General features: G+C 63.7%; 11 protein-coding genes and 1 pseudogene. 2 read left to right on the top strand and 10 right to left on the bottom strand.

Going from position 1 to position 16,560, the window contains the following annotated elements; translation table 11 throughout:
• Positions 1-25: 25 nt before the first annotated feature.
• The 10 genes from PQR32_RS26685 to PQR32_RS26640 all read right to left on the bottom strand — a co-directional run bounded on the left by PQR32_RS26685 (position 26) and on the right by PQR32_RS26640 (position 12,382).
• Complete coding sequence (locus tag PQR32_RS26685) at positions 26-448, bottom strand: MarR family winged helix-turn-helix transcriptional regulator (protein ID WP_408233897.1); 423 nt, start codon at positions 446-448, stop codon at positions 26-28.
• Positions 449-529: 81 nt separating this feature from the next.
• Positions 530-952: a MarR family winged helix-turn-helix transcriptional regulator gene (locus PQR32_RS26680; protein ID WP_408233894.1), complete on the bottom strand. Its 423-nt coding sequence runs from the start codon at positions 950-952 to the stop codon at positions 530-532.
• 215 nt (positions 953-1,167) lie between these two features.
• A complete protein-coding gene (gene hutG, locus PQR32_RS26675) occupies positions 1,168-2,130 on the bottom strand; it encodes a formimidoylglutamase (protein ID WP_408233891.1) in 963 nt (320 codons plus the stop codon).
• Positions 2,127-2,903 carry an amino acid ABC transporter ATP-binding protein gene (locus PQR32_RS26670; RefSeq protein WP_408233889.1) on the bottom strand — a complete coding sequence of 259 codons (777 nt, stop codon included), beginning with the start codon at positions 2,901-2,903 and terminating at the stop codon, positions 2,127-2,129. Before PQR32_RS26670 ends, hutG begins: the two co-directional genes overlap by 4 nt.
• Complete coding sequence (locus PQR32_RS26665) at positions 2,900-3,568, bottom strand: amino acid ABC transporter permease (RefSeq protein WP_408233886.1); 669 nt, start codon at positions 3,566-3,568, stop codon at positions 2,900-2,902. The genes PQR32_RS26670 and PQR32_RS26665 overlap by 4 nt, the downstream gene beginning before the upstream one ends.
• A gap of 17 nt (positions 3,569-3,585) precedes the next feature.
• Complete coding sequence (locus PQR32_RS26660) at positions 3,586-4,341, bottom strand: transporter substrate-binding domain-containing protein (protein ID WP_408233883.1); 756 nt, start codon at positions 4,339-4,341, stop codon at positions 3,586-3,588.
• A 76-nt stretch (positions 4,342-4,417) separates the two neighbouring features.
• Positions 4,418-5,167, bottom strand: coding sequence for an IclR family transcriptional regulator (locus PQR32_RS26655; protein WP_279224520.1), 750 nt, complete (start codon positions 5,165-5,167; stop codon positions 4,418-4,420).
• Positions 5,168-5,355: 188 nt separating this feature from the next.
• Positions 5,356-6,246, bottom strand: a complete 891-nt coding sequence (locus PQR32_RS26650) for a transglutaminase family protein (RefSeq protein ID WP_408233880.1) — start codon at positions 6,244-6,246, stop codon at positions 5,356-5,358.
• Complete coding sequence (locus PQR32_RS26645; RefSeq protein ID WP_408233877.1) at positions 6,243-8,879, bottom strand: circularly permuted type 2 ATP-grasp protein; 2,637 nt, start codon at positions 8,877-8,879, stop codon at positions 6,243-6,245. Before PQR32_RS26645 ends, PQR32_RS26650 begins: the two co-directional genes overlap by 4 nt.
• 29 nt (positions 8,880-8,908) lie before the next feature.
• Positions 8,909-12,382 (bottom strand): transglutaminase family protein, encoded by a 3,474-nt coding sequence (locus tag PQR32_RS26640; protein ID WP_408233874.1) that lies wholly within the window; start codon positions 12,380-12,382, stop codon positions 8,909-8,911.
• Between the two features lie 335 nt (positions 12,383-12,717).
• Between PQR32_RS26640 and PQR32_RS26635 the strand changes: the two are divergent.
• Positions 12,718-13,782: pseudogene (locus tag PQR32_RS26635) on the top strand (zinc-binding metallopeptidase family protein); the annotation flags it as partial.
• A gap of 840 nt (positions 13,783-14,622) precedes the next feature.
• On the top strand, positions 14,623-16,464 hold the full coding sequence (locus PQR32_RS26630; protein WP_408233871.1) for an adhesin: 1,842 nt from the start codon (positions 14,623-14,625) through the stop codon (positions 16,462-16,464).
• Positions 16,465-16,560: the final 96 nt, after the last annotated feature.

The raw sequence follows: 16,560 nt of genomic DNA, 5'->3' as shown, positions 1-16,560 counted from the left end.
GCCGTACGTCGCCGTATCCGCGACTTCAGATTGAATCCCGTGTGATGGCGAACAATTCGCCTCGCAATGCAGCCGCGCGCCGTTCGCCGAAACGATGCTCGAATTCGGCTTGCGCGGCATGCCAATGTTCACCGCCTGCCTTGAGACGTGCTTCGCCTGCTGGCGTGAGCGTGATCGTCAGCGCCCGCGCGTCGGCGCCGAGTGCGTCGCTCGACACGAGGCCGTTGCGGCGCAGCGGCTGGATCGTGCGGACCAGGGTGGTGCGCTCCACGCGCATGGCTTCAGCCATTTGTTTCATCGTCATGGGGCCGGTGCGTTTGAGCCGTCCCAGCAGCGAAAACTGCGTGATGGTCAGCCCGACATTCGCCAGGTGCCGGTCGTATATCTGCGAGACATAACGCGCGGCCTGGCGGATGGCAAAGCAGTCGTCGTCGAAGAGCCCTTCCATTGCTACACTTCCTCGTTAGTGAGTGCGTATGCACACAAACAGGCGAACCGATGCTCGTCAGAACGAGCGGGTGCGCCTCAACTAGCCGGTGATGCTGAAGAGTTCGGCGCGCAGCGTTTTGGCGCGCGCATGGCCGAACTTCTTTTCAAACTCGTCCTGCGCGGCGCGCCACGCGATGGCGGCCTGATCGAACGTGGCCTCGCCCTTCTCCGTCAGGCTGAACAGAAACGTGCGGCCGTCATGTTCCGCCGATTCGGCCACCACCAGCCCGTCGCGCTGCAAGGGTTTCATCGCGCGGACCAGCGTGGTGCGCTCCATCACCATCGCGTCCGCCAGATCCACCATGGGCAGATTCGGCGTGCGCGCGAGCTTGGCGAGAATCGTGAACTGCGCAGCCGTCAGGCCTACCTCGCCGAGGTGGCGTTCGTAGATTTGCGTGACGTGCCGCGCCGCCTGGCGCAGCGCAAAGCAGTTGCATTCGTCGTATGAGATGGGACGGTTCATGAGGTGGAGTCTATATGTGCATACGCACAGAGTCAAGTTGGGCTGCGTTGAACAGAGTGTTGCAAAAACCGGTCAGCGGCCAGTTCGAAATCGGACGTCTATAAGATAGATGTCTGCTTGCAATCAGGGCGGAAAATGGAAAACGGCTCGCAGCATGACGCGGCGAGCCGTTGTGCTCCATCAGCAACGAAGTGCAATAGGCGCGGCAAGCGCCCTCAAAGCAGCCTATAAGCCAATCGCGCCGCCGCCCTCGCGGTGCGCTTGTCCTGGTCGAGCGACGGGTTGCACTCCGCGATATCCGCCGCGCGCAGCTTGCCCGAGTCACGCACTTGCCGCACCATCGCCTCCACCACGGACAGCGGCACGCCCAACGCCGCGGGCGCCGACACACCCGGCGCGGTGGCGGCAGGAAGCACGTCGAGGTCGATGGTCAGATAGACGTCGTCTACATCGTCCAGCATCTGATCGAGTTCTCGCAAACGCAGGGCCAATTGCGTTTCCTGCATATCGACGTCGAGTACGTAGCGCACGCCGAGCCGTTGAGCATGCGCAAACAGCGAAGCCGTGTTGCCCAGATCGCTAATGCCGAAGCAGACGTAATTGAACGGCACGCCGCGTTCGGCGCAGTCGGTCGCGATCTGATCGAACGGCGTGCCCGAATTCGCAGGACGTTTCTGGCGCAGATCGAAGTGCGCGTCGAAGTTGATGATCAGCAGTTTGCGGGGCGTCGCCGGTTCAGAGGATTCACACCGCTGCTGGTGCAAACGCAGACCGCTATATGTTCCCCACGCCACTTCATGTCCGCCGCCGAATACCAATGGCCGACTACCGCTTGCCAGCACCTCGCTAACCACGCTTGCCAGTTCGGCTTGCGCGCCTTCGAGGTCGCCGTCGTCGCACACCACGTCGCCCGCGTCGGCAAGCGACGCCATCGAACTCTTCGCCGGCAGGCCCGCCAGCGCTCGCCGCAATTCCTTCGGTGCGTGCGCCGCGCCGATGCGGCCTTGATTGCGGCGCACCCCTTCATCGGACCCGAAGCCGACGATCACCGGCACCTCGCCCTGAATACTGGACGCACTGTCGAACGGCACGATCTGATTGAAAACACGCCGCGTATCACCGGGTTCGCCGTCGTCCGAGCGGCCCGCCCACACCTTGTCATCGAATGGAACTCTCATGCGCGCGACAACACCGCCTGCAAGAAAGCGCGCGTACGCGGCTGCGAAGGCGCCGAGAAAATCTCCGCCGGCGGACCCGCTTCGACGATCACCCCGCCGTCCATCACCACCACCACGTCGGCGACTTCTTTCGCGAAACCCATTTCGTGCGTGACGACCACCATTGTCATGCCTTCGCTCGCGAGCAGTTTCATGACCTGCAACACTTCGCCGACCAGTTCGGGATCGAGCGCGGAAGTCGGCTCGTCGAACAACATCACGCGTGGCTGCATAGCCAATGCGCGTGCAATCGCGACCCGCTGCTTCTGGCCACCCGACAGACTCGCCGGCATCACGTGCGCTTTGTGCGCAAGTCCCACTTTTTCCAGCAACGCAAGCGCGGCCGCTTCGGCCTCGGCCTTGCTGGCGCCGCGCAACATGCGCGGGCCAACGGTGATGTTATGCAGCACCGACAGATGCGGAAACAGATTGAAAGACTGAAACACCATGCCCACTTCGGTGCGCAGTGCATTCAGAGACCGCTCCTTGAGCATCTCGCCCTGATCGACCAGCCGATGCCCGCAGATATCGATCGTGCCGCCTTCCGCCTCTTCAAGGCCGTTGCAGCAGCGCAGAAACGTACTCTTGCCCGAGCCGCTCGGCCCGATCACCACTACGACCTGCTGCGGCTGAATGTCGAAATCGATGCCGTTGAGCACGGTATGCGAGCCGAACGACTTGGTCAGCCCGCGAATGCTGACGATGGGTTCATTAACGTTGGTCACGGTATTCATTGCACCATCCCTCCTGCACGCAAACGGCGCTCGACACGATGCAGCGCGTAGTTGGTCACCTGCGTCAATACCAGATAGACCAGCGCGATGGCCAGGTACACCTCGAGCGAACGGTACGACACGCTGATGATCTTTTGCCCTTCATGCATCAGATCGTCGATGGTCAGCAACGACACCAGCGCCGAGTTCTTGATCAACGCGATGAACTCGTTGCCGAGCGGCGGGATCATCCGCACGATGGCTTGCGGCAGAATGATCGCGCGCATGGCCTGTCCCGACGACATGCCGATGGAACGCGCCGCTTCCATCTGCCCGCGATCCACCGACTGAATCGCGCCACGCACGATCTCGGACACATAAGCCGCCGAATACAAACCGAGCCCGAGCATGCCGCACACAAAAGCCGGCAACAGAATGCCGAATTGCGGCAAGCCGAAAAACAGCAGAAAGAGCTGCACGAGCAACGGCGTGCCGCGGAAGAACGTCAGGTACGCCGTGCACAGGTAGTACACGATGCGCCGCTGCGGCGTGAGCCGGCCAATGCCGATCAGAAGGCCCAGCACACAGCTCAATGCGAGCGAGGCGGCGGTTACTTCGACCGTCACCAGCGCGCCGTGCATGATGTCCGGCCAGCCGGCGATGACCGGCGAAAAATCGAGTTCCATTTGGTTTGCTCAGCCGGTTATTGCGCGGTCGCGCCGAACCACTTCTTGACGATCGCCGCATAGGTGCCGTCGGCCTTGATCTTCGCGAGCGCGGTATTGAACGCGGCCTTCAGTTGCGGCTCGTCCTTGCGCACGGCAATGCCATAGGCTTCTGTCGTCAGCGGCTTGTCGAGCACACGGAAACCGCCGCGCGTTTTCACGAGTTGATACGCGGCCGGCTTGCCGGTCACGGCGGCGTCGGCGCGGCCGATGCCCACGAGGTCGAACATTTCCTGATTCTTCTCGACTTCGACGCGATTGATCTGCGGGAAGTTGTCGCGCAAGAAGTTCACCGACTTCGTGCCCACCTGAACCGAGACTTTCTTGCCGTTCAGCTCTTCCGCCGACTTGATCGGTGAATTGCTCTTTACCAGCACGACCAGGCCGCCCGCGTAATACGAGTCGGTGAAGTCGACCACTTTCGCGCGTTCGTCGGTGATGTAGATGCCGGAAATCGCCGCGTCGAAACGATGGGCGATCAAACCAGGAATCAGGCCTTTGAAGTCGATGTCGGTCCATTGGACCCGCTTGCCCATCGCCTTGGCGAGCGCATTCATCACGTCGACGTCGAAGCCGGTGCGTGCGCCGTTCTCGGTGTATTCCATCGGGGGGAAAGTGGCGTCGGTGGCCACGTTCAGCACGTCCGGCGTTTGGGCCGACGCGGCGCCGGAGAATCCTGCGCAGGTCACGGCAAACGTGACGCAGGCAAGAGACAACAGTCGTTGCAGCTTCATGGGGTAGGCTCCTTGTGGTTTTGCTCAGTTCGTTCGGAATCCAGATTGAAGGCGGGCCGCGAGCGGCTTCGCCCGGTCAATCGGTTTGCATATGCTCGGAAATGGCGCGGGCCGTACGTAGCGTCCCGTCGATGAATTGGCTTTCGCGGCCGATGGCGCGCGTGGACGGCGCCATCAGCGTGATCGACGCGCTGCTGCCGGCGCCGCGTCCGCTGCGATGAAATATCGGAGCGCTCACGCCCCACACGCCCGGATCGACTTCGCTGTCGCTGACCGCGTAGCCTTGGGCGCGAATCTGTTCGAGTTCGGCTTCGATCGCGGCGCGGCCGGCCGGGTCGTTGTCGAATACGCTGTCGAGCACTTCGGTGCGCGCTTTGTCGGCCATGAACGCGAGCAGCGATTTCGCCGACGCGCCCGCCTTGAGCGGCACGGCACGGCCTTTTTCGAACGAGCAGCGCAGCGAGTGCTGGCTGTCGACCATCTCGAGACACATCACTTGATGCTTGACGGCGACCACCAGTCCAATGCTTTCCTGCGAAGCCCGCGCGAGTTGCTGCATCTCGCTGCGGCTCGCTTCGACCAGCAGTGAATTCACGTCGAAGCCGAGCGCAAGCTGCAAGCTGATCGGACCCGGCGCGTAATGCCCCGCGTTTTCCGCGACGAAACCCCAGCGCTTGAGCAAGGCGATCTGCCGGTACAAGGTGCTTTGCGCGAGCCCGGTGACGGCAAGCAGATCCTTCACCGACATGGCCTTGCCGTGACTGGCAAGCGCCGCCAGCACGAGCAATACCCGTTCAGCCCCTGTCACACCTTGTTCCGCATTCACGATGACACCACCCGCAATCGATCACGGACTCAGAATGCCAGAACGTTCTCAGATTTCAAAAATCGGATTCCCGGCGAATGGGAATGAATGGCAAGGGTTTTCCCCGAGCAGGGCGAAATGAGAGTGTCGCGACGAATGCACGACAGGTCGAGCGTATTCATCTGGTCAGCAAGAGCGTGCCGCAAGCTCTAAAGCGCAAGCACCGTCACCCCCACTTCCACCCGATGCGCCCCACCACCGAGAATCATCCCGCGCAGCAAGGACACATCGCTGTAATCGCGGCCGATCGCAAGCGTCACATGATCCATATCGGCGAGCACGTCATTAGTCGGATCGAGATCGATCCAGCCGCTGCCGGGGCAATACACCGAGACCCACGCGTGCGACGCATCCGCACCGATCAACCGCGGCTGTCCCGGCGGCGGATCGTTGCGCAGGTAGCCGCTCACGTAGCGCGCCGGCAAACCCAGCGAGCGCAAGCAGCCGATCATCACCTGCGCGAAGTCCTGACACACGCCGCTTTTCAATTCAAAGGCGCGTTCGGCCGGCGTATCGAACATCGTCGCGGAAGGCTTGTAGGCGAAGTCTTCGTGAATGCGGTGCATCAGATCGATCGCGCCCGCGGCGACCGGCATGCCGGGCGGAAAACTCGGCAATGCATAGTCGCGCAGCGACGGCCGCGGCACGATATTCGGCGACGCGAAACAGAACTCCACCTCGGGCCGGAACTGGCCGCCGACGCGAAAGCGCAGCGCGTCGGCCACGTCGTCCCATTCGGGCGTCGCTTCCGGATCGAGATCGGTCCAACGCGGCATGAGCGCCACGGTCGTTTCGCTGACGAGTTGCAAGCGCTCGTGCGGCGCATCCAGCGCGAAATACAGCACGTCGTTGCCGAATGCGTCGATCCGACTGTTCAGATACGACGGTTCGGGTTCGATCTTTTCGCTATGCGAGACCACGCGTTGCCATGAACAGGCAATCGGCCGGATCGTCGCGAGATGCTGCGCGGTCTCCACGTACGTGGAGTAGCGATACGTCGTGCGATGCGAGACGGACAGCACGGTCGGCGTGTGCTTCATGACCACACCTGCGAGGCGACCGTGCTGGCATGACTGAAATAGCGCGCGCTGATTTCATGCGCGGCCGCGCCAACAAATCCGCCGATCTGATCGCACACCGCGATCAGATTGTCGTAGGCGCCGTTGTCGTCGACCGTGCACAGCGATTCGAGCGTCGATAACGCAGCGGCGGGCGCCATCAATTCAGCGAACGGACGATGCCGCGTGCTGCCCGCCGCCACGGCGATCTCATCGAGTTTTTTACGCAGACGCTCATACACGCCGTAGATGCCGCGCGGATTGGTCGGCTCGATGACCAGCAGGTCGAGCAAGGCCGGCACTTCGAAGCGGCCCGGATAGAGCGAGCGGTACGTCAGCGTGCTGTCGAACAACTGCAGCAGCAGATCGAATCCGGCGGGCGTCGAGAGTTGGCCTTTGTCGGCGACAACGCGCAGGAACGAGGTCATCGCGGACACGCGTTCGATGTGACGGCCCACGAACAGCAGACGCCACGCTTCGTCGCGTGTCATGCGGTCGCCCTGTGCGCCGCTGATTGCCGACAACTGCACCGACAGGTGTTCGAGCGCGCTCATCAGCGTGACGCGGTCGTAACGGTCGTAGCGCTCGCCGCGGCCGTTCCCGTTGCCTTGTGATGAAGATGACCCGCCGCTGTAACCCGGCGCCGGCATCAGCATCTGCAACGCGTCGCGGAAGTCGTTGCGCGCCGCGAGAATCGTGCGCCAGTGATCGTTCGACAGACGCCCGCGCACTTCGCCGTTCGAGCGCGCCTGGGAAGTCAGGTTCTGGCCAATGCTGGCGGTGCCGGTGCTCTCGCTCAGATTGGCGACCAGCGCGCGCTCGAAAGCTTGCGGCGAATGCGGCGAGAACAGGTCGCCGGATTGCACGAGCCCACAGTGCATGGCGAGTTCGACCAGGGTCGGAAACATCGCGTCGGCATCGTTGCCTTCCAGCGAGCCGAGGATCAGGCGCAACAGCCGCACGTTGTTCTCAGCGCGTTCGCCATAACGTCCGGCCCAGAACAGGTTTTCCGCCGCGCGGCTCGACACGGTGCGGTGCTTGCGCGCGAGGTCGGCGGGCTGCATCGGCGAAGGCAGCAGCGTGAAGGTCGACGTCGGCTGGCTCGACAGCACCCACGTATCGACGCTGCTGCCACCGTACTGCATGGACACGGTGGCCTGGCGCTCGGCGGCCATGCGGGTAAAGCCGCCCGGCATCACATGCCAGCCGCCGTTGACGTCCGCAATCGCATAGACGCGCAACACCGACGGACGGCGGCCGATGGTGCCGTCTTCGTAACGCGGCGTGCAGGAAAAGCGCTGCGCCTGCTGGATCGTGTAGGTGTCGGGCATGGCTTCGATCCGCTCGCGCCACGTCGACAAACGCTGCCGGCCTTGCTCCACGCCGGGCGGCGCATCGCGCCCGGTAACCGGCCACGTCGGCACGATGAACGCCTCATCGAGCCGCGTGAATGCATGCTCGCGCGCCGCCTCTTCGCCGCACCACCACGTCGCCACGCTCGGCAACACGAGGTCTTCATCGAGCAGCACTTCCGCGATGCCAGGCAGAAAACCGTGCAACGCCGGCGATTCGACAAACCCGGAACCCGGCACATTGGAGACGATCACATTGCCCGCGCGCATCACCTGCAACAAGCCGGGCACGCCGATGCTCGAATCGGCGCGCAGTTCGACCGGGTCGCAGAACGCATCGTCCAGACGCCGCAGCACCACGTGCACGCGTTCGAGACCGGCGAGCGTCTTCAGATAGAGCTTGTCGTCGCGCACGGTCAGGTCCTTGCCCTCGACCAGCGTCACGCCGAGATAGCGCGCCAGAAACACGTGCTCGAAGTAGGTTTCGCTGAACGGCCCCGGCGTGAGCAAGGCAATATGCGGCGAATGCTCGGCGCCTTCGCTGTCGTGCCGCATCGTGGCCTGCGCCGCCTGCGCGAGTGTCGCAATCAGTTGCGAGTAGGTCGGCGCGAGCCGGCTCACGCGCAGGGCACGGAACGGATCGGCGAACAGTGTCGACACGATCAGGCGGTTTTCCAGCGCATAACCGAGGCCGGACGGCGCCTCGGTGCGATGCGCCATCACGGTCCAGTCACCGTCGGGCGTGCGCGCCAGATCGACCGCGACCACTTGCAGGTATTGGCCGCCCGGTGGCGTAAAACCCTTCACCGAGCGCAGATAGCCAGGATGGCCGAAGACCAGCGCGGGCGGCAATTGCCCACGCTCGAGCAAGGTCTGCGGCCCATAAATATCGGCGACGATCGCGTTCAGCAGATGCGCGCGCTGCGTCACGCCGTGCTCGATATGCGCCCACTCGTCCTCGCTGATCAGGAACGGCAGCAGGTCGAGCGCCCAGGGCCTCGGCTCGCCGTTATCCGCGTAGACGTTGTAGCTGATGTCGTTGTCGCGGATCTGCTGCGCGACCGAGGCGAGGTGGTCGTCGAGCCGCGCAATGCCGTCTTCGCCGAGCCGCGCGAAGAATTGCCGCCACGGTTCGCGCAGCGCGCCCGAGGCGTCGCGTAACTCGTCCCAGTGTCCCTCGTAGGCCGGCAGCAGGCGCAAAAGGGACGAAGCGTCCGCGCGCGCCGCGGACGTTTCGAAGGGAAAAGTCGATTGAAAGGCCAAGGTCGTATCGTTTTAAGAGTGTGCTGGTTTCACCAGTAGCGCAGATCCAGTGTGAACGGAAATTCCAGACTGCGGTGCGGCGCATCGACCGTGAGCGGCCCCGGCGTATGTCCCGACGCAAAGAAGCGCGCGCGCCGCCGGCTTTCCGCCTCATAGGCGTTGACCGGGAAGGTCTGGTAATTGCGCCCGCCCGGATGAGCGACATGATACTGGCATCCGCCCACCGAGCGGCCGGCCCATGTATCGACCACATCGAAAGTCAGCGGCGCATCCACGCCGATGGTCGGATGCAGCGCCGACGGCTGTGACCACGCGCGAAAGCGCACGCCGGCCACATATTCGCTGACACGGCCGGTTGGCTGCAAAGGCACCGGCACGCCGTTGACGGTCAGCACATGGCGGTTGTCGTTCAGCCCGAGCGCGCGCACTTCGAGCCGCTCCACCGATGAATCCACATAGCGCACCGTACCGCCCGGCGAGCCCTCCTCGCCCATCACGTGCCACGGTTCGAGCGCGTTGCGGATGGTCAGCGAGACACCGTTCACCGTCGTCTCGCCCACCAGCGGGAAGCGGAATTCGAAGTGCGGCGCGAACCAGCTGCTGTCGAAGGCGAATCCCGCGCGGTTCAGTTCGCCGAGCACGTCGTCGAAATCCATCTTGACGAAGGTGCCGAGCGGGAAGCGGTCGTGCAGCTCCGTGCCCCAGCGCGTGAGCCGCTGCGTGTACGGCGTGTGCCAGAAGCGCGCCACCAGCGCGCGCAGCAGCAGTTGCTGCACGAGACTCATGCGCGCGTGCGGCGGCATTTCGAAGCCGCGCAATTCGAGCAAACCGAGACGGCCGGTCGGACCATCGGGCGAATAGAGTTTGTCGATGCAGAACTCGGCCCGGTGCGTGTTGCCCGTCACGTCGATCAGGATATTGCGCAGCGAGCGGTCGATCATCCACGCCGGCAGGTTCGCGCTGTCGCGGCCGCCGAGCATGTCGATCTGCCGCTGCAATTCGCGGAACGCCACTTCGAGCTCGTAGACCTGATCGTTGCGCGCTTCGTCGATGCGCGGCGCCTGGCTGGTCGGCCCGATGAACAGGCCGGAAAACAGATACGACAGCGACGGGTGGTTATGCCAGTACGCGATCAGGCTCGCCAGCAGATCGGGACGGCGCAGGAACGGACTGTCTGCGGGTGTCGCGCCGCCGAGCACGAAGTGATTGCCGCCGCCGGTTCCGGTGTGCCGCCCGTCGGTCATGAACTTCTCGCTGCTGAGATAGCTTTCAGCCGCCGACTGGTACAGATACTCCGTGTGATCGACCAGTTGATCCCAGTTCGCCGCGGGATGAATGTTCACCTCGATCACGCCCGGATCCGGCGTGACCTGCAGTATTTTCAGGCGCGCGTCGCGCGGTGGCGGATAGCCTTCGAGCACCACCTGCATGCGCAACTCGGCGGCCGTCGCTTCGACGGCGGCGAGCAGATCGAGATAGTCATCGAGTTCGGTGAGCGGCGGCATGAACACATGCAGCAGCGTGCGGCCGCTGCCGAACGCTTCCGCTTCGGCTTTCGGACCGGCCGCGCGTTTCGGGTCGCGCGCCTCGACGCAAATCGCGGTGCGGATCGTTTCCTTCGATGACTGTCCACGCGCCGGCACCGCCTGGTCGCCGGGCTCACGCGCATAGGCCAGCACGCCGCCGCCTGGCATGCCGCTCAGCAACTCCGCCGCCGAGGACGACAACGCCGCCGCGCGCCGCGCATCGGCGGGGCTCATGCTGGGCTGCTCGCCGTCGTACTGCATGCGCAACTGCGCGGCCGAACGCAACGGCACGGGCGGCGCAAACGGGTCGTGCGCATGCTGGTACGGATAGTCGGTCTTCGACACCCACGGCAGCGAATCGAGCGGCAAGCGATAACCCATCGGCGAATCGCCCGGAATCAGGAACATGCGCTCGTCGCGGAAAAACCAGCGCCCGCTGACCCATTGCGGCGCCTCGTTGGGCACCTCGCGTTCGCGTGCGAGCGGCAGCACAAAGCCGGTCGCGCCGCCGAGGCCCGCGTCGAACACGCGGCGCAGGCGCACGCGCTCCAGTTCGTCGTCCAGCCGCGCGTCGAGTGGATCGACGTTGACCGGCAAACGACGTTCGCGCCACAGGTAGTACCAGACATCCTCGAAACCGGGCTGGATGCAGTCCGTGTCGAGCGAGAGCCTGGTTGCGAGATGCGCGAGGAAGCGTTGCGCGTCGGCGGCGGTGTAGGTGCCGGGCTCGCGTTCGTCAGCAAACAGCGACGGGTCGTGCCAGCAAGGCTCGCCGTCCGCGCGCCAGTACAGCGACATCGCCCAGCGCGGCAACTGCTCGCCCGGATACCACTTGCCCTGGCCGATATGCAGAAAGCCGTTCGCGCCGTAGCGCGAGCGCAGCTTGTCCATCAGCGCGACTGCGTAGCCGCGTTTGGTTGGGCCGAGCGCGTCGGTGTTCCATTCGGCGGCGTCGCGGTCGCGCACCGACACGAAGGTCGGCTCTCCGCCCATCGTCAAACGCACGTCCATGTCGGCGAGTTGTTGGTCAACCTGCGTGCCCATTCTCAGCACGTCGGCCCACACCGCTTCGCTGAACGGCTTGGTGACGCGCGGCGTCTCCAATATCCGTTCGATCGACATGGTGTGCTCGAACTCGACCTCGGACTCGTCGACGGCGCCAGAGATCGGCGCCGCGCTGCCCGGTTCTGGCGTGCAGGCGACGGGGATATGCCCTTCGCCCGCCAGCAGCCCCGACGTCGGATCGAGGCCGATCCAGCCGGCGCCCGGCAGGTAGACCTCGCACCACGCGTGCAGGTCGGTGAAGTCGACCTCGGTGCCGCTGGGGCCGTCGATGGATTTGACGTCGGGCGCGAGTTGCAGCAGGTAGCCGGACACGAAGCGCGCCGCCAGCCCCAGTTGGCGCAGGGTCTCGACCAGCAGCCAGCCCGAATCGCGGCACGACCCCGCGGCGCTCACGAGCGTTTCCTCGGGCGTCTGGACGCCCGGCTCCATGCGGATCAGGTAGCGGATCTCGCGTTGCAGCCGCTGATTCAGGCCGACGAGGAAGTCGGCGGTGGCGGCCGGCGTGAGGTCGATACTCGCGACGAACTCGGCGAAGCGCGGCGTCATCGGCCGCTTGACGCGGTACGGCGCGAGTTCCAGCGCGAGGCCGGGCGAATACTCGAAGGGAAACTGCTCGGCCGAGGGCTCGAGAAAGAAGTCGAACGGGTTGTAGACCGCCATTTCGGCAACCAGATCCACAGTCACCTTGAATTCACGCGTCTTCTCGGGGAACACGAGCCGCGCCTGATAGTTGGCGAACGCGTCCTGCTGCCAGTTGATGAAGTGTTCGGCCGGCTCGACCCGCATCGAATACGACAGAATCGGGGTCCGGCAATGCGGCGCAGGCCTGAGACGCACGACCTGGGGCGACAGTGAAACCAGCCTGTCGTAACGGTAATGTGTGACATGATGCAACGCGACGCGTATGGACACACCGGACTCCTGGACGAAGGATGGCAGCCCGCCAAAAAGCAAGCTTCATGCCGTTTGTTGAACGCTTGTTGAACAAGCGCGAAAAACCGCGTGCACAACACGTATTGCCCGGATCACCGCCTGCCGTGAAGTTTGCCGCGCTTCGCCGACCGTCCGGTCGATCGAACAAAGCGCCCTTCCCCTGTCGTTTTCAAGGCGGCGCACCAAAGCGGCGCAGCCGTCATGCACGATCATGCACGTAATGTGCGTTAAACCAGTGACGTCTGGCAAATGCGGCATGAAGATTGCGACCGTTGATCGTTTACGACCGCTCTCCCACCTCCCAGGCTCGACCGATGAAAACCTTCCATTGCAATCGCTGCTCGCACCTTGTGTTCTACGAAAATGTTCGTTGCGAACGGTGCGAGTCGTTGCTTGGCTATGTGCCTGAACTGGCGGAAATCAGCGCGTTCGAAGATGCCGGCGAAGGCCACTGGCGCAGCCTGCATCCGGGCGCTGAAGGCGCGTTGTTCCGCCAATGCCACAACTATGCGGTCGAAAACGTCTGCAACTGGATGATCCCCGCCGACTCGCCGGACGTGCTGTGCCGCGCCTGCCAGTTGACCCTCACGATTCCGAATCTGAGCGCGCCGGACAACCGGCTCTACTGGTACCGGCTGGAGATGGCCAAACGCCGTTTGCTGTACACGCTGGCCGAACTCGGCCTCGACGTGAAAGCGCGCCAGGCCGATCCCGAGCACGGCCTCGCCTTCGAATTCCTCGAGGACGGCGGCGACGGTTCGCGCGTCATGACCGGCCATGATAACGGGCTCATCACGCTGAACATCGCCGAAGCCGACGACGCCTATCGCGAGAAAGTCCGTACCGCGATGGGCGAGCCCTACCGCACCTTGCTCGGCCATTTCCGGCACGAGACCGGGCACTACTACTTCAGCCAGCTGGTGGAGAACAACCCGCGCTGGCTCGAGCCGTTCCGCAAACTGTTCGGCGACGAGAGCGTCGACTACGGCGAGGCGCTGAAGGCCTACTATCGCGACGGCGCGCCGGCCGAGTGGCAGGCGTCCTATATCAGCGCGTATGCCACGATGCATCCCTGGGAAGATTGGGCCGAGACGTGGGCGCATTACATGCTGATTGTCGACGTGCTCGATACGTCGACTTCGTACGGGGTGGCGTTGCTGCCCGATGACCCGAGCGAGCCGACGCTGACCGATCGCACGCCGGTGGAAGACGCGAGCTTCGAGAATCTGATGAAGCGCTGGTTTCCGCTCACCTATGCACTGAACAGCCTGAACCGCAGTCTCGGCATGCCGGACGGGTATCCGTTCACGCTGGCTGCGCCGGTGGTGGAGAAGCTGCGCTTCGTGCATCGCGTGATCGAAGGAGCTGGCGACAAGTCGCAACCGAGAGAAGCGGCGACGCCGCCGGGTCAGGCCGCGGTGGTGCCGGCGCAGGAGCCAGCGGCGCAGGCTGAGGCGGCGCAAACGGTGGAAGCGGCAGCGGCCGCGGCGCCGGTCGAAGCGATTGACGCACCGGCCGCGCAGGCTGAGCCGCAGGCCGCTGAGGTCGCGGTGTCAGCCACCGTGCCGGCAACGCAAGCCAGCTTGCAGCCGACGGCGTCGGTTGAGACTTCAGCCGCGCCGCTGCAACCGGTGGACGCGGCGGCTCCGCCGCAGCAACCCGTGGCATCCGAGCCACCGTTGCAGCCCGCGCCTATCGCCGCTCAGACCGCTCCGGCGAAGCGGGCTAGGCGGCGCTAGCCCGGGTTCGCGGAGCGACGGGCCTAGCTGAGGCCAGACCCGCGACATGCCAGACACGTTCAGCGCAGGCGACAACTGGTCTCTAGCGCCATGCACGGCGACGGCGGCGATGGCGGCGATGGCAGCGACGGCTCGTCCGTGCCCGCCGCACCGTCCGATCGTCTCGCGAAGCCTATCCGCCCGTCAAAGCCCGTCGCGCGGCTCATTTCAAGACGCCGAGCAATCCCGCCTCGTGATCGCTCCCAAAAACCCTTTCTCAAAATAAGACTCTTCCTAGATGCAGCCCGGTCGAATTCTTTGACAATCGGATTCCATTGGCGACACACGCAGCACGTGCAAATCGCCCTCAGTCGGTGCGACGTGCTTCGAATCACGCGTCACAACCCGCTATGGGTTGCAAACGCTCCGCCGCCCGCCTCCTTGTCATTGAACACAACGCGCACGCAGAACAACGCAGGCCGTTCACCATCGACCCAAGCCATGAGCACCGAATTTTCCCTCGATCGTTTCGAATCCCAGATCCAGTCCCGTGACTACGACGCCGCACACGAGGAATTCTGCGCGTTACTCCAAACGCTTTGCGATAAGCGAGGCAAGCTCGGCACTGAACCCTTCGCCCGCAGCAATCCGAACTCGCCTGGCGACGAAACCTCGCGGGACACCTTGCAGCGCATCGCCGACGGTTTCACAACGCTCTTTTCCGCCCCCGAGTACCCACTCGAAGCGGAAAAAATGAACATCATGTTCTGGGGGCGGCCGTGGATCAACATGATCTTCGCCGTGACATCGTATGGATCGACGGATCACATCGTGCGCAGACTCCTCGAAAACGTACAGGACAACGACGACGCCCGTGCTGCACTGACCCGCAAGCAACTCGTGCTCTACACCTCAGGCTCGCAATACGATATCGATTTCGCCGACCTGCATCAGCGCGACCCCGTGCTCGCCACGAGCCTCGGCGTTTCGATGGTCGCCGGTGCGGTGCACATTTCGCCCGCGGCGCACGAAAAACGCGAACGTCTGCTCGAATGGCTGCCGGGTGCGCTCGACACCATCGAAGACCTCGACGACTTGCCGACCGGCGCTGTATGCGGCGCCTACATGCATTGCAGTTATTCGACATCGCCGGACCGGCACGCGATCAAGCGCAGCATCAACAGGCTGGTGCGCAAAAAACTCGACACGCTCGGCCTGCTCGGCCACGAGGCCAGCGTCGCGCGTACACGAATCAGAGGACGCAAGCCGGTGATGCTCGTGGTGCTCGAATGGTTCACGGGCGGTCACTCGATTTATCGAACCCATTCGCGCACCATGCTCGCCGCGCGCAAGCATTTCGAAGTCGTCGCAATCGGCGAGGCACAGCACGTGGACGAAGCGGGACGCGCGATTTTCGACCGCTTCGTCGAATTCGAGCATCCGGAATATATTGGCGACTGCATCCGCCAGATCCAGGAATTCGCCACGCGCGAGAAACCGGACGTGCTCTATATGCCGAGCGTCGGCATGTTCTCGCACACGATCTTTCTGTCGAACCTGCGCGTGGCGCCGCTGCAGATCGCGGGTCTCGGCCATCCCGCCACGATGCACGCGGCGCATATGGACTACGTGAGCGTCGAGGAAGATTTCGTCGGCGACCCAGCATGCTTCAGCGAAAAAATGCTGCGTCTGCCGAAAGATGGCCAACCGTACGTGCCGTCGAAACTGCTCACCAACGTCGTGCCCTCTGTGCCAGAGCGCGGCGAAGTGGTCAACATCGGCGTGACTGCCAGCGCGATGAAGATCAATCCACACTTTCTCGAGGCGTGCAAGGCGATCGTTCACACCGCGCGCGTCCCGGTCAAATTCCATTTCATGACGTGCTGGAGCGAAAGCATCGATCTCGCGTACGTCAGAACGTCGATTTACGCGACGCTGCCGGAATCGAACGTAGACGTCTACGGCTCGCTCAACTACCCCGAGTATCTGAAGATCCTCAACACGATGGACATGTTCGTGAGCCCGTTCCCGTTCGGCAACACCAACGGCATCGTCGATTCGTTCACGATGGGACTGCCCGGCGTCAATCTGTGCGGGCGGGAAGTGTTCGAGCATATCGACAGCGGCCTCTTCGAGCGCGCGGGTCTGCCGTCATGGCTGACGGCTCACTCGGTCGACGAATACGTGCGCGCCGCCGCCCGGCTCGCTGAACAGCACGATGAGCGCGAAGCGCTGTGCCGGCGCCTGATCGACGAAAAGGCGGTCGAGCGTATCTTCGAGGGACGCCCCGAAACGTTCGGCGAAGGCATGTTGAAGTTGCTGAACGGTCTCGACAAAAAGTAAGCAATTCGCCCGCGTCAAACCAACGGGCCGCGACGGAAGATGTTCCGTCGCGGCCCGTTTTCACATCCGCCGAATCCGGCAAGCGCCGGCTGTCAA

This window comes from Paraburkholderia dipogonis, assembly GCF_046027395.1.
Taxonomy (GTDB): Bacteria; Pseudomonadota; Gammaproteobacteria; order Burkholderiales; family Burkholderiaceae; genus Paraburkholderia; species Paraburkholderia dipogonis_A.
The sequence above is the reverse complement of the archived record's forward strand: the minus strand, read 5'-3'. Positions and strand labels throughout refer to the sequence as shown.